At 61.2% G+C, this 22486-nt stretch carries 26 protein-coding genes; 13 read left to right on the top strand and 13 right to left on the bottom strand.

The genetic code is table 11. The annotated features are described in order from the left end of the window. Positions 1-150 precede the first annotated feature (150 nt). Together WAO69_RS04750 and WAO69_RS04745 are read left to right on the top strand one after the other, a co-directional pair. Complete coding sequence (locus WAO69_RS04750; RefSeq protein WP_422176901.1) at positions 151-387, top strand: monooxygenase family protein; 237 nt, start codon at positions 151-153, stop codon at positions 385-387. Beyond that, positions 384-782, top strand: a complete 399-nt coding sequence (locus WAO69_RS04745) for a DUF2147 domain-containing protein (protein WP_422176900.1) — start codon at positions 384-386, stop codon at positions 780-782. The genes WAO69_RS04750 and WAO69_RS04745 overlap by 4 nt, the downstream gene beginning before the upstream one ends. Positions 783-958: 176 nt before the next feature. On the opposite strand, the gene WAO69_RS04740 is transcribed toward WAO69_RS04745, so the two are convergent. Continuing rightward, positions 959-1411 carry a GNAT family N-acetyltransferase gene (locus WAO69_RS04740; RefSeq protein WP_422176899.1) on the bottom strand — a complete coding sequence of 151 codons (453 nt, stop codon included), beginning with the start codon at positions 1409-1411 and terminating at the stop codon, positions 959-961. Positions 1412-1576: 165 nt separating this feature from the next. Continuing rightward, entirely contained in the window at positions 1577-2482 is a 906-nt protein-coding gene (locus WAO69_RS04735) for a LysR family transcriptional regulator (RefSeq protein ID WP_422176898.1), read from the bottom strand. A gap of 225 nt (positions 2483-2707) precedes the next feature. On the opposite strand from WAO69_RS04735, the gene WAO69_RS04730 reads away from it, so the two are divergent. Beyond that, positions 2708-3121, top strand: coding sequence for a DUF4399 domain-containing protein (locus WAO69_RS04730; protein ID WP_422176904.1), 414 nt, complete (start codon positions 2708-2710; stop codon positions 3119-3121). A 47-nt stretch (positions 3122-3168) separates the two neighbouring features. Here the strand turns inward: WAO69_RS04730 and WAO69_RS04725 are convergent, their stop codons facing one another. After that, a complete protein-coding gene (locus tag WAO69_RS04725; protein ID WP_422176897.1) occupies positions 3169-3810 on the bottom strand; it encodes a TetR/AcrR family transcriptional regulator in 642 nt (213 codons plus the stop codon). 193 nt (positions 3811-4003) lie between these two features. On the opposite strand from WAO69_RS04725, the gene WAO69_RS04720 reads away from it, so the two are divergent. Next, entirely contained in the window at positions 4004-4720 is a 717-nt protein-coding gene (locus tag WAO69_RS04720) for a response regulator transcription factor (protein ID WP_422176896.1), read from the top strand. A 25-nt stretch (positions 4721-4745) separates the two neighbouring features. Here WAO69_RS04720 and WAO69_RS04715 read toward each other — a convergent pair whose 3' ends face one another. After that, positions 4746-6773, bottom strand: coding sequence for an FAD-dependent oxidoreductase (locus WAO69_RS04715; RefSeq protein WP_422176895.1), 2028 nt, complete (start codon positions 6771-6773; stop codon positions 4746-4748). Positions 6774-6971: 198 nt separating this feature from the next. Between WAO69_RS04715 and WAO69_RS04710 the strand changes: the two genes are divergently transcribed. After that, positions 6972-7463 carry an RNA pyrophosphohydrolase gene (locus WAO69_RS04710; RefSeq protein ID WP_422176894.1) on the top strand — a complete coding sequence of 164 codons (492 nt, stop codon included), beginning with the start codon at positions 6972-6974 and terminating at the stop codon, positions 7461-7463. 47 nt (positions 7464-7510) lie between these two features. Beyond that, on the top strand, positions 7511-7930 hold the full coding sequence (locus WAO69_RS04705) for a hypothetical protein (protein ID WP_422176893.1): 420 nt from the start codon (positions 7511-7513) through the stop codon (positions 7928-7930). 72 nt (positions 7931-8002) lie between these two features. On the opposite strand, the gene WAO69_RS04700 is transcribed toward WAO69_RS04705, so the two are convergent. The 3 genes from WAO69_RS04700 to nth are packed head-to-tail and all read right to left on the bottom strand — an operon-like array spanning position 8003 to position 10241. Then, positions 8003-8611, bottom strand: coding sequence for a GNAT family N-acetyltransferase (locus tag WAO69_RS04700; RefSeq protein ID WP_422176892.1), 609 nt, complete (start codon positions 8609-8611; stop codon positions 8003-8005). Further along, positions 8608-9600 carry an adenosine kinase gene (locus WAO69_RS04695; protein WP_422176891.1) on the bottom strand — a complete coding sequence of 331 codons (993 nt, stop codon included), beginning with the start codon at positions 9598-9600 and terminating at the stop codon, positions 8608-8610. Before WAO69_RS04695 ends, WAO69_RS04700 begins: the two co-directional genes overlap by 4 nt. Then, positions 9597-10241 (bottom strand): endonuclease III, encoded by a 645-nt coding sequence (gene nth, locus WAO69_RS04690; protein WP_422176890.1) that lies wholly within the window; start codon positions 10239-10241, stop codon positions 9597-9599. The genes WAO69_RS04695 and nth overlap by 4 nt, the downstream gene beginning before the upstream one ends. Before the next feature lie 110 nt (positions 10242-10351). Between nth and WAO69_RS04685 the strand changes: the two genes are divergently transcribed. The 4 genes from WAO69_RS04685 (at position 10352) to WAO69_RS04670 (ending at position 13494) form a co-directional block, all read left to right on the top strand. Next, a complete protein-coding gene (locus tag WAO69_RS04685; RefSeq protein ID WP_422176889.1) occupies positions 10352-11206 on the top strand; it encodes a methylated-DNA--[protein]-cysteine S-methyltransferase in 855 nt (284 codons plus the stop codon). Between the two features lie 137 nt (positions 11207-11343). Further along, positions 11344-12003: an OmpA family protein gene (locus tag WAO69_RS04680; protein ID WP_422176888.1), complete on the top strand. Its 660-nt coding sequence runs from the start codon at positions 11344-11346 to the stop codon at positions 12001-12003. Positions 12004-12107: 104 nt separating this feature from the next. Then, positions 12108-12650 carry an NADPH-dependent FMN reductase gene (locus WAO69_RS04675; protein WP_422176887.1) on the top strand — a complete coding sequence of 181 codons (543 nt, stop codon included), beginning with the start codon at positions 12108-12110 and terminating at the stop codon, positions 12648-12650. Between the two features lie 58 nt (positions 12651-12708). Further along, positions 12709-13494, top strand: a complete 786-nt coding sequence (locus WAO69_RS04670; protein ID WP_422176886.1) for an FAS1-like dehydratase domain-containing protein — start codon at positions 12709-12711, stop codon at positions 13492-13494. Here WAO69_RS04670 and WAO69_RS04665 read toward each other — a convergent pair. After that, on the bottom strand, positions 13489-14532 hold the full coding sequence (locus tag WAO69_RS04665; protein WP_422176885.1) for an NAD(P)/FAD-dependent oxidoreductase: 1044 nt from the start codon (positions 14530-14532) through the stop codon (positions 13489-13491). The two genes, WAO69_RS04670 and WAO69_RS04665, sit on opposite strands and share 6 nt — an antisense overlap. Before the next feature lie 61 nt (positions 14533-14593). On the opposite strand from WAO69_RS04665, the gene mnmD reads away from it, so the two are divergent. Continuing rightward, on the top strand, positions 14594-15265 hold the full coding sequence (gene mnmD / locus WAO69_RS04660; RefSeq protein WP_422176884.1) for a tRNA (5-methylaminomethyl-2-thiouridine)(34)-methyltransferase MnmD: 672 nt from the start codon (positions 14594-14596) through the stop codon (positions 15263-15265). After that, positions 15262-16134 carry a DMT family transporter gene (locus tag WAO69_RS04655; protein WP_422176883.1) on the top strand — a complete coding sequence of 291 codons (873 nt, stop codon included), beginning with the start codon at positions 15262-15264 and terminating at the stop codon, positions 16132-16134. Before mnmD ends, WAO69_RS04655 begins: the two co-directional genes overlap by 4 nt. A 1-nt stretch (position 16135) precedes the next feature. Here the strand turns inward: WAO69_RS04655 and WAO69_RS04650 are convergent, their stop codons facing one another. Further along, positions 16136-18091 carry a lytic transglycosylase domain-containing protein gene (locus WAO69_RS04650; RefSeq protein ID WP_422176882.1) on the bottom strand — a complete coding sequence of 652 codons (1956 nt, stop codon included), beginning with the start codon at positions 18089-18091 and terminating at the stop codon, positions 16136-16138. A gap of 139 nt (positions 18092-18230) precedes the next feature. Here WAO69_RS04650 and dapA point away from each other — a divergent pair, with 139 nt between their 5' ends. Beyond that, positions 18231-19103: a 4-hydroxy-tetrahydrodipicolinate synthase gene (dapA, locus tag WAO69_RS04645; RefSeq protein ID WP_422176881.1), complete on the top strand. Its 873-nt coding sequence runs from the start codon at positions 18231-18233 to the stop codon at positions 19101-19103. A gap of 294 nt (positions 19104-19397) precedes the next feature. Here the strand turns inward: dapA and WAO69_RS04640 are convergent, their stop codons facing one another. The 4 genes from WAO69_RS04640 to WAO69_RS04625 form a co-directional block, all read right to left on the bottom strand. Beyond that, positions 19398-19889, bottom strand: coding sequence for a DUF3592 domain-containing protein (locus WAO69_RS04640; protein ID WP_422176880.1), 492 nt, complete (start codon positions 19887-19889; stop codon positions 19398-19400). Between the two features lie 244 nt (positions 19890-20133). Further along, positions 20134-21006 (bottom strand): dimethyl sulfoxide reductase anchor subunit family protein, encoded by an 873-nt coding sequence (locus tag WAO69_RS04635; protein WP_422176879.1) that lies wholly within the window; start codon positions 21004-21006, stop codon positions 20134-20136. Then, positions 21006-21779, bottom strand: coding sequence for a 4Fe-4S dicluster domain-containing protein (locus tag WAO69_RS04630; RefSeq protein ID WP_422176878.1), 774 nt, complete (start codon positions 21777-21779; stop codon positions 21006-21008). The genes WAO69_RS04635 and WAO69_RS04630 overlap by 1 nt, the downstream gene beginning before the upstream one ends. A gap of 25 nt (positions 21780-21804) precedes the next feature. Beyond that, a complete protein-coding gene (locus WAO69_RS04625; protein ID WP_422176877.1) occupies positions 21805-22485 on the bottom strand; it encodes a class I SAM-dependent methyltransferase in 681 nt (226 codons plus the stop codon). Position 22486: the final 1 nt, after the last annotated feature.

The raw sequence follows: 22486 nt of genomic DNA, 5'->3' as shown, positions 1-22486 counted from the left end.
CCAACTTCTGAAATCGCGCCCGTAGCGCTTCCGGCAAAGGTGCTGACATGATCCATCCTCCCAAACAGGATGAATCACAGATCAGGCTTCAAGGGAATCCTTACGATTCAGGTTTTCGGCGGGACGCTTTAGGCCAGAGATCTTGAAGGATTGCACATACCCGCCTGGAAGCAGTTCAAGAAACTGGCCAGGAACACGTCAGGTGACATCGGCATCTGGCACGAGACCTTCCTGGTCGAGACCGGTTCCTATGAGGCCTTGTACCACGGGATGCCCCAGCAAGGACTGGGCAAAGCAGGCAGGCTTGTGCCTGCGACGCATCATATGAAAACCGCCCGGGGTCGCGTTCACGCAGCCGGTGAAGCCAGAAGGACCATGAAGGCATGACACGCATTCTTCGCAAAACGATTGCAATGATCGCCATGGCGTTCATTCCCGGATCTGCAGTGGCCCAGGACATATCGGGGCTTTGGCGGACCCCAGCCAACGCGCAAGGACATCTGGAAATCGAATTTCAAAACTGTGGTGCGGCGCTCTGCGGAACGATTGTTCGCGCCCGAAATCCGGAGGGCGAGACTGCACTGTATGAGCATGTCGGAAAGCGAATGATCTGGGATATGATGCCAGCAGACGAGGCGGCGTCATGGAATGGCGGCAAAATATGGGATCCACGCAACGGGCGCACATTCAATTCGCGTATGACCCTTAGGGACGACCAGCTTGACGTTGCGGGTTGCGTTTTGGGTATATGCCAATCCCAAACCTGGCTTCGCCTGCGCTAACGGCGGTCGTTTCCGTCGTTCAAGACCTTCGATCTTTGGTCTAATCCGCGCCAAACCCGCGCGGGTTTTTCATTGCCGTCGGGCGGGAACGCGGATGCCGCAGGCATGGTCCTTTGCCCCATCGCTGCCCGCAGGTATTGCAGTGACAGAACCCTTGTTGCGGCTGTGTCCGCCCCTCAGCCGTGTTTTTCGTAGATGATGAAGGGCGTGCGCGTGGCCAGTTGGTCATAGAGCATGCGGCCCTTGTAGTTGAACTCCTGCGTTTGCCAGTAGATGTCGGGAATGCCGGCCTCTTTGGCGGCGCTATGCACCGCTTCGATCAGTGCCCGGCCAGCGCCGCGCCCTCGTGCAGACGGGTCAGTGTAGAGGTCCAACAGATAGCAGGTGTCCTCGATCGACCACAGCATCCGGTGAAAAAGATAATGCGTCAGACCAACCGGCTGCCCGTCGATCTCGGCGATCAGGCCCTGAAACTCGCCTGCTTCCCCGCTCAGGAGCCGCGAGAAGGCGGTCTGATAGACCTCGGCGGGCAACTCGGTTTCATAAAACGCCAGATAGGCTGTCCAGAGCCGTGACCATTCCTCGTGATCTTCTGCACGCAGCGGACGAATGATGATGTCAGAGGCCATGGTGTTTTCCTTTGCTGTCGGGTTGTGCCATCGGGACCGATCCTGGTGTCAGGATCAAGGGCGATCTGCGGGCCATGCGCTGCGAAAAGAAAAAGCCCCGCAGAGTTGCGGGGCTCAGGTGGTTGCCAAGGGAAAGCAACATGAAGAAGTTCGGGGATGTCCGCCTCACCAGTCGGAGGGGCCCTTGTCAGCAAAGGAATGGACAAGGAAATCAATGAAGGCGCGCACCTTGGGCTGCGTGAAGCGGCCGGGCGGGTAGACGGCATAGATGCCCTGGGTTTCGACCGGAAGTTCCGGGATCGCGTCCTCGACCAGCCCTTGCGACATTGCGTCGGAATAAAGGAAGCTGGGCAGATAGGCGATGCCAAGCCCCGAGATCGCGGCGTTCAGAAGCGATTGGCCGTCATTCACGCTGAGCCAGCCGGCGGTGCGCACCTGACGCTTTTCACCGGAAGGTGCCGTGATCTTCCAGACATTGCCCGCACCCTGATTGGAGTAGTGCAGCAGCTTGTGGTCATTCAGATCGTCGATCTTTTGCGGGCGGCCATAGCGTTCGAAATACTCTGGCGATGCAATCATGCGTTTGGTGGTTTCGGTCAGTTTGCGTGCGCGCAGGGTGCTGTCTTCCAGCTCTCCGATGCGCACGGCCATGTCGAACCCTTCCGAGATCAGTTCGACATAGCGGTTGTTGAGCACCATGTTCACTGTGATGTCCGGGAATCCCTCGAGGAAGGACGACAGGACCGGCGACAGATGATTGACGCCGAAATCCGTGGCAACCGAGATGCGCAGCAGGCCCGAGGGTGCGCTTTGCATCGAGGTGACCAGCGCATCGGCTTCGCCTGCGTCGTTGAGGACGCGGCGGGCGCGGTCGTAATAGGCAAGGCCGATTTCGGTCGGTGATACGCGGCGGGTCGTGCGGTTCAGCAGGCGCGCGCCCAGACGTGCTTCGAGGCTCGAAACATGTTTGGAGACGGCCGATTTCGAGATGCCCATTTTCTTTGCCGCATCGGTAAAGCCTCCTTGATCCACTACGGTGGCGAAGGCTTCCATTTCGGTCAGTCTATCCATGCTCGGGTCCCTTTTGGGTCAATTTCTTGACGCTCAGGTATCGGCGCGAATAAGGGCAAGAACACGGCGCAGATGGGATAATATCGGGGATTTATCGTTATCGTTGTCCAGTCAGAAACACGCAAACGTGCTGTTTGGTGTGCTTCCGGGCTGCGTGCGACGTTTGAAAACCATGCGTTCCGGCCTAGGTATCACTGTCTATTCGGGAGGAAATTTATGAAACATATGATTTTCGGTGCCGCTATGGCGCTTGCGGCTGCCACGGCGGTTTCTGCGAACGATGCCCAGGTCTATGTCGTGAATATCCAAGACGGGGCGACGGTCAGCTCACCGGTGACGGTGATCTTTGGTCTGAGCGGCAAAGGCGTGGCTCCGGCTGGAGTCGAACAGGAGGGGACGGGCCATCACCACATCCTGCTGAACCGCGTGCCCTTTGGTGAGGGTCCCGAGGATGCGGATATGATCGAGATCGGCATCCCCTCGGATGAGAACCACCTGCATTTCGGCGGCGGCCAGACACAGACCACGCTTGACCTGCCCGCCGGAGAGCACACGCTGCAACTGCTGCTGGGAGATCACAATCACGTCCCGCATGATCCGATTGTGGTGAGCGAGGTGATTACCTTCACCGTGGAATAGTCCCGGGCAAAAAGACCGGGGTCGCCGGAATTCGAGCGGGCCCGGTTTCAGGACCGGATCGGGGCAGGCCCCGGACAAAGGACGAGATCGATCATGGCCATGGTTTCGTCATGGGCCTCGTCCACCGTCTTGCCCAGCAGCACCATCGGGCGCATGCCCCATGTGTAAAGTGCAAAGCAGGCCTTCGCCGCCAGAGCGGGATCGGCGTTACAACCGAGTTCGCCGGTTTGCTGGCCCTCGCGTATCACCTCGGCGATACAGGCGCGAAAGCGCGCGATGTCTTCGTCATTCTCCTGCTCGGTCTCGGGGGGCCATTGCCACGAATAGGCATGCAGCACCGAAGCAAGCTTCGGATTCTCCCCGTCCAACTGCATCCAGAATCCAATGATATCCGCAAGCCGGTCCCGGGCCGAGGTTTTGCTGCGCGCGAGTTCGACGGTGCGCGCATATTGATGATCGTTGTTCTGGCGGACGAGCTCGTAGACGAGGCCGGCCTTGCCGCCGAAATAGACGTTGATCATCGAATGGGTCACGCCTGCCTCGCGGGCGATCTCGGTCACGCTCACATCATCATAGCCATAGAGCTCGAAAAGCCGCTTCGCGGCGGCGAGCAGCTTGGCGCGGGTTTGCTCCCGCTGGGCGTCCTTGAGTGTCTTCCGGCGGCCCGGGCGGTTGGTTGTACGGCTCATGGCGCAGTTGAATCACCGGTCGTCAAGTCTGTCAACAAGATTGTCGGAAACAATGTTGGTATTAATTGTTGACAACAATGTTAGCAATATGTATGTGAGTACTTGTGGTGGGGGAAAGGATTTGTCGGTTTCGGCAAGCCCGTCCGGCCTTTGGCAGGTTCCCCTCCGCTGCCATCGTAGGAGAGAGGCTGTCATGACCCACATTACCCTGATCGATAAGGATCGCAGCGTTCTCAGCAAGCTCTCGGCGCTGCTGCGCGACGAGGGATACCGAGTCGAAAGCCATACTGACTCGGTGTGCGCGCTGCAGGCCATGAAACGGCGGCCAACCAGCCTTGCCGTGATGGACATGAAGATGCCCCGGATGGATGGAATCTCGATGCTCGAGAGACTAGGGTCAGAAGAGGCGCTCGATATCCCTGTCGTGTTCCTGTCGGGCGAGAGCGATCATGCCGACGAGGTGATGGCCCTGCGCATGGGCGCGGAGGATTACCTGCACAAACCCTTCTCCGGACGCGTGCTGGTGGAGCGGCTCAACAGCGCCCTTCGCCGCGCGGAAAAGCTCCGCAATGCCGTCGGCGATCCCGGTGCCGGAAAGCGCAAGCCCTTGACCCGCGGTGGACTGGAGATGAACCCCGAAACCATGCGCGTGAGTTGGAAGGGGATGGATGTCCGGCTCACGGCCACAGAGTTCGAAACGCTCTATTGCATCGCGCTCAAACCCGATCACGTACGGAGCCGGCAGGTGTTGATGGATCATATCTATGGCGTCGGCATCTACGTGGAAGAGCGCTCGATCGACAGCCATGTCAAGCGCATCCGCAAGAAGATCCGCGCGAAAGATCCCGAGTTCGCCGCGATCGAGACGCTCTACGGGGTCGGCTATCGCCTGCTCGTGGGCGCGGCCTGAGGCAGCAGGATGGCGGCGGCGGCGCTCAGATCACCGCGGCCAGCCGCGTGCCCTGATCAATGGCGCGCTTGGCATCGAGTTCGGCCGCCACATCGGCACCGCCGATCACATGCGGGGTGATCCCTCTGGCCTCAAGGTCGTCGGCCAGAGAGCGCAGCGGCAGTTGACCGGCACACAGAACGATCGTGTCCGCCTCGATCAGGGTCGGGTTCTCGCGCGCCTCGCCAAAGCTGACATGCAGGCCGGCCGCGTCGATGCGTTCGTAATTCACGCCGCCGACAAAGTTCACGTCCTTCATCTTGAGAGATGCGCGGTGAATCCAGCCCGTGGTCTTGCCAAGCCGTTTGCCGTGCTTTTCCGCCTTGCGCTGCAACAGTGTCACCTGGCGCGCCGGGGCTTCGGGTTTCGGGCCGTCCGGTGCCAGGCCGCCACGATGCTGGGCGGGATCGGCCACGCCCCATTCCGCCATCCACTCGGGCAGGTTCTCGGTCGGGCTTTCGCCCTGGTGCACGAGGTATTCCGAGACATCAAAGCCGATGCCGCCCGCGCCGATGACAGCAACGCGTTTGCCGACGGGCACCTTGCCGCGCAGAACGTCGATGTAATCCACCACGTTGTCGCCATCCTGACCGGGGATTTCGGGATCGCGGGGAATGACACCGGTGGCAATGATCACCTCGTCAAACCCATCCAGATCGTCGGCGGTGACATCGGTGTTCAGGCGCAGGTCGATGTCGTGGACCTCGATCATGGTGCGATACCAGTCCACGAAGCCCCAGAATTCCTCCTTGCCGGGGATTTGCTTGGCCATGTTCAACTGCCCGCCGATTTCGGCGGCCTTGTCGAAGACGGTCACCCTGTGCCCGCGCTCGGCGCAGGTCATCGCGGTGGACAGGCCGGCGGGGCCCGCGCCGACGATGGCGATGGATTTGGTCGTGGCGGCGGGCTCGATCAGCAGTTCGGTCTCGTGACAGGCCCGCGGATTGACAAGGCATGAGGTGAGCTTGCCCGAGAAGGTGTGATCAAGGCAGGCCTGGTTGCAGGCGATACAGGGCGCGATCTGGGCGGATTTACCGGCGATGGCCTTCTTGACGAAATGCGGATCAGCCAGCATGGGGCGCGCCATCGACACCATGTCGGCGCAGCCCTCCGCGATCACGGCTTCGCCGACTTCGGGCGTGTTGATGCGGTTGGAGGTGATCACCGGGATCGAGACATGCCCCATCAGCTTTTGCGTGACCCATGCAAAGGCACGGCGCGGCACAGAGGTGGCGATGGTGGGAACCCGTGCCTCGTGCCAGCCGATGCCGGTGTTGATGATGGTGGCACCTGCCTTTTCGATTTCCTTGGCCAGCTGCACGACTTCGTCAAAGGTCGAGCCGTTGGGCACAAGGTCGATCATCGACAGGCGGTAAATGATAATGAAATCCGTGCCGACGGCCTCGCGGACACGGCGCACGACTTCGATGGGCAGGCGGATGCGGTTTTCATAGCTGCCGCCCCAGCGGTCGGTGCGCTTGTTGGTGTGGGTGACGATGAACTGGTTCAGGAAATAGCCTTCCGAGCCCATGATCTCGACCCCGTCATAGCCGGCTTTCCGGGCCAGCCGCGCGGCATTCACGATATCGCCGATCTGTTTTTCGATACCCTCTTCGTCCAGCTCGGTGGGCGGGAAGGGAGAGATCGGGGATTTCACCGGGGAGGGAGCCACGCATTTCGGACCATAGGCATAGCGGCCCGCATGCAGGATCTGCATCGCGATCTTGCCACCTGCCTCATGGACGCGCTGTGTCACAACCGAGTGGTTTTTCACATCTTCCTCGGTGGTCATCATCGCTGCACCGGGCAGGACTGAGCCTTCGAGGTTGGGACCAATCCCGCCGGTCACCATGAGGGCGACATCACCCCGGGCGCGTTCGGCGTAAAACTCGGCCACGCGGTTCCAGTCTCGGGTCTCTTCCAGGCCCGTGTGCATTGAGCCCATCAGCACCCGGTTCTTCAGCGTGGTAAAGCCCAGGTCCAGCGGTGCCAGAAGATGCGGATAATTGGTCATGAAACCCTCCCTTGGATTGGCCCATAGATTGCGCCCATCTGCGCGCTTGTCACGCGCAACGCGGCGTCATGACAGGGTTTGTCCATGGCGCGGGCGGCAGTATCCGGCGGGCCAGACCTTGCATGCACAAGGTCTGCGCCCTCTGGACGCCGCTGCCGGGATCAGGGAGAACGGTGCGAAACCTCAAGAGGCGCGCCCATGACCCCGGAAGAGATCGAACAGCTGCCATACCGACCCTGCGTCGGCGTGATGTTGATGAACGTGGCAGGCGATGTGTTCGTCGGGCAGCGCAAGGATCGCTACACCGAAGCCTGGCAGATGCCACAGGGCGGTGTGGACAAGGGCGAAGAACCCCGCGAGGCGGCCTTGCGCGAACTTTGGGAGGAAACCGGAGTGACGGCCGATCTGGTCGAGATCGTGGCCGAGACCGCGGATTGGCTTCCTTACGAGCTGCCTCATGATCTTGTGCCGCAGATCTGGAAGGGCCGGTATCGCGGTCAGGAGCAGAAATGGTTCCTGATGCGGTTTCATGGGCAGGACGATCAGATTAACATCCAAACCGAACATCCGGAGTTTTCCGCATGGCGCTGGCAGCCGACAGATCAACTGGTCGACAAGATCGTACCCTTCAAGCGCGAGGTGTATATTCGTGTGCTGGAGGTTTTCGCGTCGCATATCGGGCCTGTCTGAGCGCTCTGTTCGCCCTGATCGCGGGGCCGGTACTTGCGCTGAGTTGCATGCCCTGGTCGCATCTGTCCGCATGGGCCGAGGCGGCGTCATCGGACAAGCTTTACTTGATCGTGCGCGGTACGCTGCTGTTTGACGAGCGTGAATTGCCCCGGGTGGATTGGCAAAACCAGCAAGACACGCCTGCCATGACCCGGATTGATGGCTATATCGAGGGGCTGCAACTGAGCCCGCGCGGATTCATCCGGCCGTTCCAGAGCGGCGTCACGCTGGAAGTGGCCTGCATGGGGCCATGGTGTGCCGGCTTGATATCGGGTGTGGAGTATATTGCCTTTGTCGAGAATCGCGACGGAGAGATGATGATCAGCACGAATCCCTGTGGCGGCAACGCCTTTGGGAACCCGACCGAGCAGATGGCAGAAGATCTGACGCGCTGCATGAGGGGTGGGGCCTGCCAGCCTGATTTCTGATGCGGGATGTGACGCCAGGGGGCTGTCATTGTGGATCGCGCCCCGTGTTCAGGCCAGTGTTCAGGCCCGTGTTCAGGGGCGAAACATCGGGACGTGCGGGCCTGCGGTTTCGGGCAGAACCCCTGTGAGGCGCGGGTCGGGGGCGATCTCGATCTGCTGGCGCAACGGGACAAAGCCCGAGCGTTGATAGAACGCCAATGCGCCGGGATGATCCAGCGTGCAAGTGTGCACATGAAGGCACCGGATCGGGCGGGCCCATGCCAGCTCAATCGCATGGTTCATCAGCACGCGGCCGGCTCCGGTGCCGATCAGAGCGGGGGCCACGCCGAAGAAGGCCAGTTCGCAGGCTCCCTCGACGCGGAAATCAAGCTCGAGAAGCGCCTGCGAGACGCCGTCCTTGGCAAGGGTGAAGACCTCTACATCCGGGGCGTTCAGGATCGCGGACAGTTTTTCATCCGACATGGCCATGCGCGAGAACCACAACCAATCCTGTGCACCGACGCGTTCGAACAGATCGCGATATCGTGCGGATGTGATATCGGGAAGCGGCTCCAGGGCGATGCCCGCCAGATCCGGTGCCGGGCGCAGGGGCGGTCTGGCCGTCATCTCGAGATAGGTGACGACAGCCGCCACCATGCCCGGTGGCACATCGTAAAAACCGGGCGTCAGGTCGACTGTCACAAAAGTCCCTCGGCCTTCATCAGTGCGGCGACGTCGACTTCGGGGCGCGGGCCGATGTGGCTGATCACTTCGCGGGCACAGACGTTGCCCATCCGCGCGCAGGTTTCCACGTCGCGACCGGTTGCCATGCCGAACAGGAACCCGGCGGCAAACTGATCGCCTGCTCCGGTCGCGTCGACCGGCGTGACTTTGTGCACCGCGACATCCGAGCGATTGGTGCCTTCCATGATGCTGACACCATCGCCCGAGCGGGTGCAGACGACCAGCGGACAGATCCCGGCGGTCAGCATCAGGGCGTCGTCCAGATGATCGGTTTGAAACAGCGACTGGATCTCGGCTTCGTTGCCGATCACGAAATCCAGGTCATGCTGGATCAGGGCAAGGAAATCGGCGCGGTGACGATCGACGCAGAACGGATCGGAAATGGCGATACCCGCCTTGCCGCCTGCGGCGCGCGTGGCGCGGGCGGCTTCGCGGAAGGCGGATTTCCCGGCGTCATGGTCAAACAGATAGCCCTCAAGGAACATCAGCTTGGCATTGCCGGTGACGGTTTCGGGCACATCGACCGAGGACAGCCCGGTCGAAATGCCAAGATAGGTGTTCATCGACCGCTCGCCATCCGGAGAGACAAAGATCATCGAGCGCGAGGTCGGAATATCTCCGTCCTCGACCGGGTCATTGACGAAATCCACGCCCGTGTCGGTCATCGCCTTGGCATAGAACTGTCCAAGGCCATCGTCATTCACCCGTCCGATGAAAGCGGTTTGCAGACCCAGCGCACCGGCACCGGCGATGGTGTTGGCCACCGATCCGCCGGGTGTTTGCACCCGGTTTGCCATGGCACCATACAGCAGCTCGGCCCGGTCCTGCTCGATCAGCTGCATGATGCCCTTCTCGATGCCCATATTGTCCAGAAAGCAATCGTCGGCTTGCGAGATCACATCGACAACGGCGTTGCCGATTCCAACCAGGTCGTAGGTCTTTGTCATTGGGTCTTTTCCTCGAATTGACAGAGGTCGCGAATGAGACAGGCCCCGCATTTGGGCTTGCGTGCGACACAGGTGTAACGTCCATGCAAAATCATCCAGTGATGAGCATGAAGCTGGAATTCAGCCGGGATATTGTCTTCGATGGCGCGTTCTACCGCATCCACGTCCTTGCCCGGAGCGATGCCCGAGCGATTGCCGAGCCGGAAGATATGGGTGTCGACTGCCTGCGCAGGCTGGCGCCACCACATGTTCAAAACCACATTTGCGGTCTTGCGCCCCACACCGGGCAGGGATTGCAGGGCCGCGCGGGAGGAGGGGACGACACCGCCGTAGTCCTCGACCAGAATGCGGCTGAGCTTGATGACGTTCTTGGCCTTGTTGCGATACAGCCCGATGGTCTTGATATGCTCGATCAGGCGGTCTTCACCCAGATCCAGCATCTTTTGCGGTGTATCTGCGATCTTGAACAGCTCACGGGTGGCTTTGTTCACGCCTGCGTCCGTGGCTTGCGCGCTGAGGGCCACCGCCACGACAAGCGTAAACACATTCACATGATCCAGTTCACCCTTGGGCTCGGGTTCTGCATCGCGAAAGCGGGTGAAGATCTCGTGGATCGTATGGTAATCAAGTTGTCTGGCCATCGTCGCCTTAATGCCGTGACGGCGCGCGCCCCGCAACGCCAAACCGCAGGTTTCGGGTCGCAAGGCTGACGTCTTGCACCTATCCTTGAATTGAGCGGAGGATTTGAGCGATGAACATCCAGAACACCGAGCAAGGCTATCACTATAATGTCATGCGCCGTGCGATCGACCTGATCGATGCAGGTGGTGCGACCATGACCCTGGATGATCTGGCGCGCGCGATGAACATGAGCCCGGCGCATTTCCAGCGGTTGTTTTCACAATGGGTGGGCGTGTCGCCCAAGCGGTATCAGCAATATCTGACGCTGGGCCATGCCAAGGAGCTGTTGCGCGACCGTTTCAGCACCTTGGACGCGGCGCATCAGGCCGGGCTGTCCGGTGGCGGGCGGCTGCATGATCTGTTTCTGCGCTGGGAGGCCATGAGCCCGGGAGACTATGCCAAGGGAGGTGCCGGTCTGACGATTTACCGGGGCTGGTTCGAAAGCCCATTTGGGCCTGCATTGGTCATGGGCACCGACAAGGGGCTTTGCGGCATGGGTTTTGCGGCGGAAACCGGTGAAGAGCATGCAATGCAAGACCTGTGCGCGCGCTGGCCCAAAGCCGCATTTGTCGAAGATCCCGAGCGGTTGCGCCCCTGGGTCCGGGTGGCGTTCGGAATGTCCGATCAGCTTGAAACCGCGCCGCTGTTCCTGATGGGGGCTCCGTTCCAGATCAAGGTCTGGGAAGCGCTGCTGGCCATCCCTTCGGGTCATGTGACGACTTATTCCGAGATTGCCCAGGCGATCGGCACGCCACGGGCGGTGCGTGCCGTGGGCACGGCTGTGGGGCGCAACCCGGTCAGTTGGCTGATCCCGTGCCATCGTGCGCTGCGCAAATCGGGCGGGCTTGGCGGGTATCACTGGGGTTTGCCGGTGAAACGGGCCATGCTGGCCTTTGAGGCCGCGCAGGTCGACGCGGGCCAGTAAAAACTCCATTATCGGGCAGCGGGAACCCGCCTAGACTGCGCGTGTTATTGCATATCAAACATGGATTGCTCAGATTATGGCTATCTCAATCAGATACGCGCTCGAAAGAAGCGCGCCCATAAGAAAGCAGTACAGACATGACATTCTTTAAGACCCCTCTTGTCGTTGCATTTGCAGCGTTGCTTGGCCTGACCGCCTGCACAGATCCCGGCCAGCTCAACGATCCCAACAACCCAAACAGCAATCGCGATCAGGGCGTCTTGCTGGGGGCTGCGACGGGTGCGGTCCTCGGGCAGATCTTTGGCGGGGACACCAAAGCCACGGTTGGCGGAGCTGTCGCAGGTGCCGTCGCAGGTGGCCTGATCGGCAACAATCTGGACAGACAGGAAGCTGATCTGAGATCGAGCCTTGGAAATGATCAGGTGCAGATCACCAATACAGGTGACCGGCTGATCGTGACCCTGCCTCAGGATATCCTGTTCGCCACCGACAGCTTCACGGTTCGCCCGGATCTGCAACGCGATCTGCGCACGGTGGCAGGCAACCTTCAGGCCTATCCCGACAGCACCATCCAGATCATCGGCCATACCGACAACACCGGTGATGCGGGCTATAACCAGACGCTTTCGGTGCAGCGCGCCAATGCGGTGGCGGATGTTCTGCTGGAGTCCGGTGTGCCGATCGGGCGGATCACCACCGTGGGTCGCGGAGAAGATCAGCCCATCGCATCCAACCTGAGCCCCGAGGGGCGCGCGCTGAACCGGCGCGTGGAAATCGTGATCCTGCCCAACAGTTGATCCTGAATATGCAGCAGCGCGCATGAATTGTGCGCTGCTGGCCCTTGGTTCACAGCGGTGTCCGCACTAGCTGGGGGACAGATGACCCCAGTTGAGGACATGATATGGGCACCCACTCTTTGCTTGGAATTTCCGGCTCGCTGCGCGCGCAAGCCACCAATCGCAAACTGATCCGTGAAGCGGCACGTCTGTTTGATCCGGCAAGCTATGTCGAAGCCGATCTGCTTTTGCCGTTGTACAATGGCGATGACGAGGAAGCAGCGGGGATTCCGGCTGCGGTGCAGCTTTTGTCGGATCAGATCGCGGATGCGGATGCCGTCGTGATCTCGACTCCGGAATACAACAAGGGGCCGTCGGGTGCGCTGAAGAATGCTCTGGACTGGGTCAGCCGGACCAAGGGCAGCCCCTGGGCTGGCAAGCCGGTTGCGGTGATGTCGGCTGCCGCGGGCCGGGCAGGGGGTGAGCGCGCGCAAATGGTGCTGCGCGGCTTCATGGTGCCGTTCCGTCCGCGTATTCTGCAGGGGCCGGAAATGCATCTTGCATCCTCAAGCGATGAGTTCGGCGAGAACGGTCATCTGAAAAGCGAGATCTACAGCAACACCCTGCAAGGGTTGATGGATGCGCTGAAGGCCGAGATCGCGCGATAAACTTGTCTGATCTCAGCCGGGCTTGTAGAAGGTCACCATGCAGGATGATCCTTCTCACATGGTAGAGCAAACCGATCTGATTGATCCCGCGCGGGCCGTCGCTCTGAACGCGACACTGGGCCGGGATCAGGAGGTTGCGCAGGGCGATGCCCTGCCGCCATTCTTTCATCAGGTGTTTTTCTGGCAACCTGTTGCCCCGCCGGGACTGGGGCGCGACGGACATCCCAAAGTCGGCGGCTTGATCCCGGATATGGGCCTGCCGCGCCGCATGTGGGCGGGAGGTCGATTGACCTTTGAAGCCCCTTTGCGCGCCGGTCTGATTGCGCAAAAGCGCAGTGTCGTTGAAACCAGCACACGCAAGGACGGGCGCAGCGGTCCGCTGGGCTTTGTCACCCTGCGCCACGAGATATGGCAGGACGGAGCGCGCTGCCTCACTGAGTGGCAGGATCTGGTCTATCGTCAGGATCCCGATCCGAGCGCGGCGCAACCGGCTCCTGCGGTTGCGCGCCGGGATGAGACCTCACGACGGCTGGCGGAATTCAGCAGCACAAGCCTGTTTCGCTATTCGGCGCTGACGTTCAATGGGCATCGCATTCATTATGACCGGGATTACGCGCGGGATGTGGAAGGCTATGGCGGGCTTGTGGTGCATGGTCCGCTGTTGGCTCAGATGTTGATGCTGATGGCCGAGGAAGAGATGGGGCCGCTGGCCTCGTTCTCGTTCCGGGCCACCTCTGCGCTGATCGATACAGAGCAGGCAGAGCTGTGCCGCAATGGCGGGGATCTCTGGGTACGCGGTCCGGATGGGCGTCAGAACATGCAAGCCCAGGCGGTGGCTTTATAGCGACGCCTCGACACGGAACGCATCCGGGATCCGGTCCTGATCTTCGAGAACCAGATCGGCCATCACATCGGCCACCTTCGGGGCCATTCCAAAGCCGATCTTGAAGCCGCCATTGGCAATGAAGTGACCGGGGTTTCCCGGCCATGGTCCCAGCATCGGCGCGCGCGATCGCGCGCGTGGGCGCAGGCCCGCCCAGCGTTCGATCACCTCGGCACCATCCAAAGCCGGACTCTGGATGCGCGCGCGGGCGATGATCTCGTCCAGTTGTGCATCGGTGCCGGTCGGGTCCGCATAGTCGCGCTCGGAGGTGGAGCCTATTGCAACCGTGCCATCGGCATGGGGAATGATATGCAGGGCGTCGGCAAAGAGCTGTGGCGCACCCTTTGGCAAGGCCCGGATCGGGCGCAGCAACGCGGCCTGTCCCTTGACGCCATTGCCGACCATGCGGGTGTGCCCTGCGTTGAGCTGTTCCAGCCCGTGAACCCCGGTTGCCCAGATCACTGCGCCCTGGTCTTCTGCCTCGGCCATCACCTCGATGCCCCGTGTCCTGAGAGCTGCGACCAGCGCCAGGCATGCATGGCGCGGATGGATGCGCGCGCTGAGCGTGTCGTGGATCAGATATCCGGTCGGGCTGTGGGGGGCCCAGTCCCCGGCGTCCTGTTGTGGGATCACCGTCCAGCTTGCCAGGCCTTTCCAGAGCGTCACGGCATTTTGCGCGCGCGCATGGGCCAGAGCCAGGGCAGGCGCATCCGCGATGGGTTGCAGCCGACCGGTTCGCCCATACCCCGCACCGGTGCCGCCTGCGGTTTCAACCTCGGACCAGAAGCGGTCTGCCCGGATCAGGCTTTCGAACTGAAAGGCCTTCTTTTCGTTCCATGTCTCGGGCACATGTGGAGCAAGTGCGCCGACCAGACCTCCGCTTGCCCCGGCAGCGGGTCCGAAGGGATCTATGACCTGGACGCCTGCGCCGCGCAGGCTACAGGCCCCTGCGATGGAGAGGCCGAAAATCCCGGCCCCCCGGAGGGTGATATCGGCCATTGCCAATGGCTGCCCCTTTCGCCAGTGTCGCGCTGTTTTACGCCTTTTAAGGATGTTTGCGATGCAGGGCCAGCGGGCGGATCTTGAGTGGCGGGACGGTGGTGTCCCGGTCTCACGGCTGTTTGATGATCCGTATTTCTCGCTTGATGACGGTTTGGCCGAGACGCGGCATGTTTTTCTGGCGGGAAACAGGTTGCCGGAACGGTTTGCCCCCGGTTTTCACGTGGCAGAGCTTGGCTTTGGCACGGGGCTGAACTTTCTTGCCACATGGGCGGCCTGGGAGGTGCAAGGGATCGCGCCGCCGTTGCGGTTCACCTCGTTCGAGGCCTATCCGATGGAGCGCGCCGAGATGGCGCGGGCGTTGGACGTATTTCCCGAACTGGCGCAATACGCGCGGCAGTTGCTGGCAGTCTGGCAGCCCGACAGCGGTGTTTACGATTTCGGAGCCGTCCGGCTTGAGGTAATCGCAGCGGATGCGCGGCAGGCCTTGCCAAACTGGCAGGGGCGTGCGGATGCGTGGTTTCTGGATGGGTTTTCCCCGGCCAAGAATCCCCAGCTTTGGGAAGAGACCCTGATGGCCGAGGTGGCCCGACACACCCTGCCGGGCGGCAGCGTGGCGACATATACGGCGGCAGGCTTCGTGCGGCGGGGGCTGGAGGCGGCCGGCTTTGACGTCTCGCGCGAGCCGGGATTTGGCCGCAAGCGGCATATGACGATCGGACGGTTGGCATGAGTGCGGGCAACAACACACGTCTGGGTATCCTGTTGATGATCGCCACCACGGTGGTGTTTGCCTTGCAGGACGGTATCTCGCGCCATCTGGCGGGGGAATACAATGTCCTTATGGTGGTAATGATCCGCTATTGGTTCTTTGCCGCCTTTGTCATCGCCGTTGCAGGGCGCAAGGCAGGCGGCGTGCGGGCGGCAGCACGGACCAGGCAACCGGTGTTGCAGGCCTTTCGCGCCACGCTGCTGGCGCTTGAGATCTGCGTCATGATTGCGGCCTTCACCGTGTTGGGTCTGGTGGAAAGCCATGCTGTTTTTGCCTGCTATCCATTGATCATCGCGGCGCTATCGGGTCCGATCCTTGGCGAACAGGTCGGGTGGCGGCGCTGGGCGGCGATTGCCGTCGGGTTTGTCGGTGTGATCATCATTTTGCAGCCGGAATCCAGCGTCTTTGATCCGGCGGCCCTGATCCCTCTGTGCGCGGCGATCATGTTCGCGCTTTACGGCCTTCTCACGCGCTTTGCGGCGCGGCTGGATACAACGGCAACCTCGTTCTTCTGGACCGGCACGGTTGGGTCTGTGGTGATGACATGTGTGGGGGTTTGGTTCTGGGAGCCGATGAGCGGGCCTGACTGGATCTGGATGGGCTTGCTGTGCATCACCGGGGCGCTTGGCCACTGGTTGTTGATCCGCTGCTATGAGGTGGCCGAGGCCAGCGCGGTTCAGCCTTTTGCCTATTTCCAGCTGGTCTTCGTCTCGGCCATCGGGCTTTTGATCTTTGGCGAAACGATCCGGGCCAATGTTGCCTTTGGCGCTGCCCTGATCGTTGCGGCAGGCCTGTTCACATTCTGGCGCGAGCGTCAGAGGGCGCGGTGACTTACTGTGACGGCCAGCGCAGGGTCGAGCCGACAAGTTCCTGGCTGAACGGCACGGGGTGCGGATCCTTGCCAAGACGTGCGCGGTAGACAGGCAGACTTTCCGAAACCCGCATGACGTAGTTGCGCGTTTCGGTGAAGGGGATGTGTTCGATCCAGTCCACGATATCCATGCCACCCCGACGCGGATCGCCGCGTTCTTCCATCCAGCGGATCGGGCGGCTGCGCCCGGCATTATAACCTGCGGACATCATGATGACATTGCCGTCGAAAACCTGCGCCAGATCGACCAGATAGGCCGCGCCCAGTTTGGCGTTATAGTCGGGATCGCGTGTCAGCCGTTCGGTGCTGTGGTCATTGCTCAGCCCCAGTTTGCGCGCGACACCTTCGGCGGTGGCCGGCATCACCTGCATCAGGCCGCGTGCGCCGGCACCCGAGACGACCTTGGGGTCAAACTCGCTTTCGCGCCGTGCAATCGCCAGGTTCATTTCGGGATGCATCGGCAGGTCATCTTCGGCCAGCGGGTGCAGCGCGTAATAGGCACCAGGCACCACGATCGAGCGGCCTGCCAGCCGTTTGCCGATCATGACGGCCAGATGGGGTTGGCGGAGTTCGTTGACTGCTTCGCCAAGCTGGGCGGCCTCGGCTGTATCGATGGTTTCGGCCAGATGGGTCAGGAACCGTTCGGCCAGGTCCAACTCTCCGGCGGCCAGCAACAGGAGCCCGGCCTTGAAAACCGAACTGTTGGTGAATGTGGCCTCGCGCCAGGGCGCGGTGGGCTGCGTGCCTGCAAGGGCCGCATCAAACGCAATGCCGCCGCGTTCGGCGGCCAGAAGCCCGTAAAACGAGGTCTGGTGTTGCGCCCCTGCGGCATATGCGATCTGCGCCTGCGCGGTATTGCCAAGCGCCTCGTGGGCGCGCCCGATCCAGTATCCCGCGCGCCCCAGCGAGATCGGGGTCAACACGGCCGCGTTGAACCGTTCGAAATGCGCAAGTGCACGTTCGGGGTCGTTCAGATAGGTCAGTGCAAGATAGCCCGACAGCCATTCCAGATCCGCGAAGGAGGAGCCTTCGCTGAGATAATGTTGTGAGGCGATCTGATAGGCGCGCGCTGCGTTGCCTGCGCGCATTTCGGAGCGCGCAAGATTGCGGCGGCGAGGGGCCCATTCGGCGGGTTGTCCCAAAGCCTCGGCACTGGTCGAGCGCTCCAGCAACAGCTCGATGGCCGCATCGTCGCGGTCTTTGCGGTTGCGCCAGACAAAGCGCTCATAGGCGAGGCCGGGGTCATTGGCGAGGGCCGCGGGGACGGCTTCGATGAGCGCGTCCACGCCATTGGCCTGATCGTGCAGCGCAAGCCGGGCCGCAGCCAGCGCCTTCCAGCCGTCATCAACCAATGGCAAGGCACGCCGGGCGCTGACCAGATCGCGTTGCCAGATCATCTGATCCAGCCGCGCGCTGTGATGGTCCCTGAGCAGAGCGCCATGACGTTCAAGATAGAGATCCTGTACCGTTTCGGGCATCTCCATTGTCCGCCATGCCATCACGATGGCGGCCTGTGCCTCGCCGCGGCGGTTCAGCGTTTCCAGTGCATTCGCGTATTCATAGACACCCAGCGCGGTCTGGGGCGGGAAGCGTCCGAAAAACGCGGCAAGAGTATCGGCGGACTGGCCGGCGATGTTTTCTTCGTTCTGGCGGATCAGCCAGTCAAGCCCCGGCCAATCGGGGCGGCGATCGAGGAAATCGGTGACGCTGGCGAAATCTCCAAGCCCGGCACGCAGGCGATGCCATTCGATGATGTCGCGCGCCACGGGCCCATCCGCGCGTGCCAGGGCACTGCTCCAATCGCCGCTGCGCATCTCTGTCAGGGCCTGGCTCATTGCCGCAGCATTTTGCGCCTGCGCGGGCTGCGCAACGCCAAGTCCGAAGACAAGGGCAAGAACGATCAGAATGCGCGTCATGGCTTGCTTTTCCGCCAACAAAGAGGAATAGAACCTGTCACGATAAAGCTTGTTCGGGCGCTTTCAAATCACAATCCCGGCAGGCACCCCAGCACCGGCGGGCCTTTGCCTGCCCCAGACCAGAAAAAGGAGCGTGGTCATGTTCAAAGGCTCGATGCCAGCACTCGTCACGCCGTTCCAGGGCGGCGAACTGGATCTGGAAACGCTGAAGAAACTTGTCGAGTGGCACATCGGCGAAGGCAGCCACGGTTTGGTGCCTGTGGGCACAACCGGCGAAAGCCCGACGCTGAGCCATGAAGAACATGAAACGGTTGTCGAAGAAGTGGTCAAGGCGGCCAATGGCCGTGTGCCGGTGATTGCGGGTGCAGGCTCGAACAACACGCTGGAAGCGATCCGCTTTGTGCAGCATGCCGCCAAGGTCGGTGCCGATGGCGTTCTGGTTGTCACACCTTATTACAACAAGCCCACCCAGCGCGGCCTGATCGCGCATTTCACGGCGCTGCATGACTGCGCCGAGATTCCGATCATCATCTATAACATTCCCGGCCGCTCGGTCATTGATATGAGCCCTCAAACCATGGGTGAACTGGCCAGACTTCCCCGGATCGTGGGGGTGAAGGATGCCACGGGCGATCTGGCAAGGGTCTGTGATCAGCGTCTGACCTGCGGGCCGGACTTCCTGCAGCTTTCGGGTGAAGATGCCACCGCCCATGGGTTCAACGCCCAGGGCGGTGTCGGCTGTATCTCGGTGACGGCGAATGTCGCACCAAAACTGCTGAGCCAGATGCAGGAGGCCTGCCTTGCCGGTGATTATGCCAAGGCGCTTGAGATCCAGGATCGGCTGATGCCGCTGCACAAGGCGATCTTTATCGAGCCGGGGCTTGTGGGGGCGAAATACGCCATGTCACGTCTGGATCTGTGTTCGGATGAGGTTCGCCTGCCGTTGCTGGGACTTTCCGATGAGACCAAGCTGAAGATCGACGCCGGGCTGAAACACGCCGGTTTGCTGTAAGGCTTCAGACAGACCAGACGCGCCGTCCTTTGCCGAGAATGGTGCGGATCGCTTGGTGAGGTTTCTTGGACGACGCGGACATGACGTTCCCGAAGACATTTTCGGGAGCTTGGGCCCGAGTTGTTTCATGGAACCTGTCTATGTCGGCTGGGCGGACGAAGCGGTCATCTAAATGCCGCAACGGGTGCAGGGCCCGGCGGAATGATTGCTTGTGCGAAGTTCGTGGCGTTTGGCCTCTATCCGACGTCATGTATCCGTGATCTCCGCAGGCGGACGGAAAGTCTCCGGCCAAGCCTAAAGGCCGATGACCTGCGGCATTTGAAGAGGTACGTCCTCAGTCCAGAATGCGCGCTGAGGCCGGGCGGGATCGACGAGCAGTGGGATTGGATTGCCGATCCCGAGCGTTCCGAACTTGCCCGACGAGGCCCAGGTCGTCTGACCGGTGTATGCCTGACCATTGATCTCGTATCGGAAGTTGATGCGCTTGCTCAGGTGGTTGAGATCGGCTTGTCGGCTCCTTTCTTCTTCGATGTCAGAGACATGTCCCTCAATGATCACACCGTTCTTTCGGACCGCGAGATAGGGAAGCAGCCTCAGGATAGCCAGCATCGCCAGGACAAATGCGGCAAGCAGGGCAGAGGGGGCAAGCCAGCTCGGGATCGTCGGTATGAGGCCCAGAATACCCCAGACAACTACAGCGAACACAGCAAATTTTCCGCCCAGCCGACCCCAAAGAAGAACCGAATCGACAAGGATCGCAAACTGGTACTGGCCCTTGGAAGACATGATGCACCAACCCCTTGGATATTCCACGAACAGTATTTATCGAGCGAGATTGGGCGAAAATGCCACTTGAGGCAAGAAATGCTTGGACGTCGTTGTGGGCGCTGGTCTTCGCGACGTCTGTGCGGGGCTCGGAACCGCCATTCGCTGCCTTGACTGAAAAGGGCCGGGGCCAGCCCCCCTTTTTCAAGGGGCGCGCCTGTGGCCTGTGTTGGCTTTGGGTATTTCAGACCAGAAAGAAGCCCGATCAGCGCTGTCCGTAGTACAGGCCGACCACATGTTCGGCTTCGGCGAAGAAGAGCCAGCGCGCAACCAGAACGCCGGCCACATGGCTGAGGACGGCCAGGCCTGCCATCATGTGACTGAACGGCATGGTCAGAACGATGACCGGGATGGCAAAGGCCAGCAGGATCGCGACCAGGCGCAGCAGCTTGGCATGGGCGCGGCCCACCACGAAGACCATTTCGCGGGTCAGGTAGTTTGTGCCGGTATGGGGGGGCTCGAAGGCGCGGGTGGTGCCTATGGGGCCGAGGCCCGTGGCGGAGTCCAGTGAGGAGCCGGAGCGCTCGAGCGCGTTTTCACCGGTTATCCACCAGGCGAGCTGGATGGCTGCCGCAAGGCTGAGCAGGATGCGGGCCATGTCGATCTGACCCGCCAGCAGCGATCCGCCCGCCAGCGCATAGGCCAGAAACAGCATGGGCGTGAGCGGTGTATTCCAGCGTGGGACGGTTTTGAGCTGGGTGTAGATCATCGAGGTGGTCAGGATGGTTGCCAGGCACAAGATCGCTCCGATGACGCCCAGGGGCATCCAGTGGCTGTCAAAGAACACACGGCCGATGCCGACCAGGGACATGACCACAAGGCCTCCCACGGCGCACCATGCCTCGCGTGACAGCCAGCTTGAGCGCCATTGGGTAAAGGCTTTCAGGGCGCGTTCGGGATGGCCGAGGTGGAAGGTCGAGGCCAGAAGCCCGCCCACTGCCAGCAGATAGGCAAGCGCGAAGAACACGAAGGCCACCCAGCCGGTCGAGCCGGGATAGCCCAGACCCAGAAAGACCAGCAGTCCGAAGCCGAGGCCCGACAGCGTGGTGAACAGAATGACGGAGGGAGCAGGATGCATCAGGTGCCCCCTGTCTTGTTGCCGTCGATCTTGCCGAGGGTGCGATCGAGCCAGCCAAGGAAGCCTGTTGGCTCTTGCGACACCGGGGCAAGCAGCGGGGCCAGAATGTCGATCTGGGCATCCAGCGTATCCTTGGGGCGGGGCGGGAGGTATTTGTTCACCGGTTTGGTGCCTTGTTCGGGCATCAGGTCCATGCCGCCGCGCTCGGCGGTCAGTTTCGAGACATTGCTGTGCGGGTCGGCAAAATCCCCGAAATGGCGCGCTCCGGCGGGGCATGTGCGCACGCAGGCGGGTTCGCGGTCTTCTTCGGGCAGGTTCTCGTTATAGATGCGATCGACGCAGAGTGTGCATTTCTTCATGACCTTCTCGGCACCGTCCATCTCGCGGGCACCGTATGGGCAGGCCCAGGCACAGAGGCCACAGCCGATGCAGTCGGTTTCGTTCACCAGTACGATACCGTCCTCCACGCGTTTGTAGGAGGCACCGGTCGGGCAGACGGTGACACAGGGCGCGTCTTCGCAATGCAGGCAGGATTTCGGAAAGTGGATCAGTTGGGCTGCGCCGTCTTCGGGTTGCACCTCGTAGGAATGCACGCGGTTCAGGAACGTTCCCGTGGGGTCTGCTCCATAGGGGTCCTGATCCGACAGGGGGGCTCCATAGTTTTCCGTGTTCCAGCCTTTGCAGGAGATCACGCAGGCATGGCAGCCGACGCAGGTGTCAAGGTCGATCACGAGACCCAGTTTTCGGTCTGTTGCTGCTGGAAGAACAGTCATGCGGGGTCCTTTTCTCTTGTCGGTGTCATTCTGCGACCGTTTCCCGGGTCCCGTTGCTGTCGGGCTTGGAGGTCCGGTAGACGACGTAGGATTTCGCAAAGCCAAGGACGCGTTCGGTCCAGATCGTGCCATCAGGGAACATGTTCTGGATATCATTGCGCATCAGCACGGTGGTGCCCTCGACCATCTCGGTCCAGGCAGGAAGTTTCTGACGCCAGCGGCGGATAAGGGCCCGCTTGAGAACAGGTGGGTAGAACCACCAGAACGGCATGTTGTTATGTGCTTCGATTGGAAACCAGATGGACGGTGTCTGGACCCAATAGCGCGGCGCAAGACGGCGCGCCTCGTTGGCAAGACGAGCCTGGTTCGTTTCATCCCCTACATGTTCGATGACACTGTTGCTGTGTGCGATGTCAAAACTGTTGTCCCCTGCAAAGTTGATATCGCAGGCGTCGCCCTCGATCAGCGTGATCTTGTGATGCGTGTCGCCCGGTTCGGGCGGGTTGAAGCCGGGCAGGTTCACGATCGTGATCTCAAGGCTGTACGGACAATCAGCCCAGAAACTGGGGGTGCCGCCCAGATCGATCACCTTTTCGCCGCCCTTGATACCCATCGTTTCGATGAAAAGCGCCATGCGTTTTTCGCGCGCTGCCCCTGAGAAAGGGCGTTTGAGAGCCATCAGGCGATGGTGGATCCAGTATTTCATG

Origin of the sequence: Aestuariivita sp. (assembly GCF_049276915.1) — a bacterium.
Lineage (GTDB): Bacteria > Pseudomonadota > Alphaproteobacteria > Rhodobacterales > Rhodobacteraceae > Aestuariivita.
This window is presented reverse-complemented; position numbering and strand designations above follow the sequence as displayed.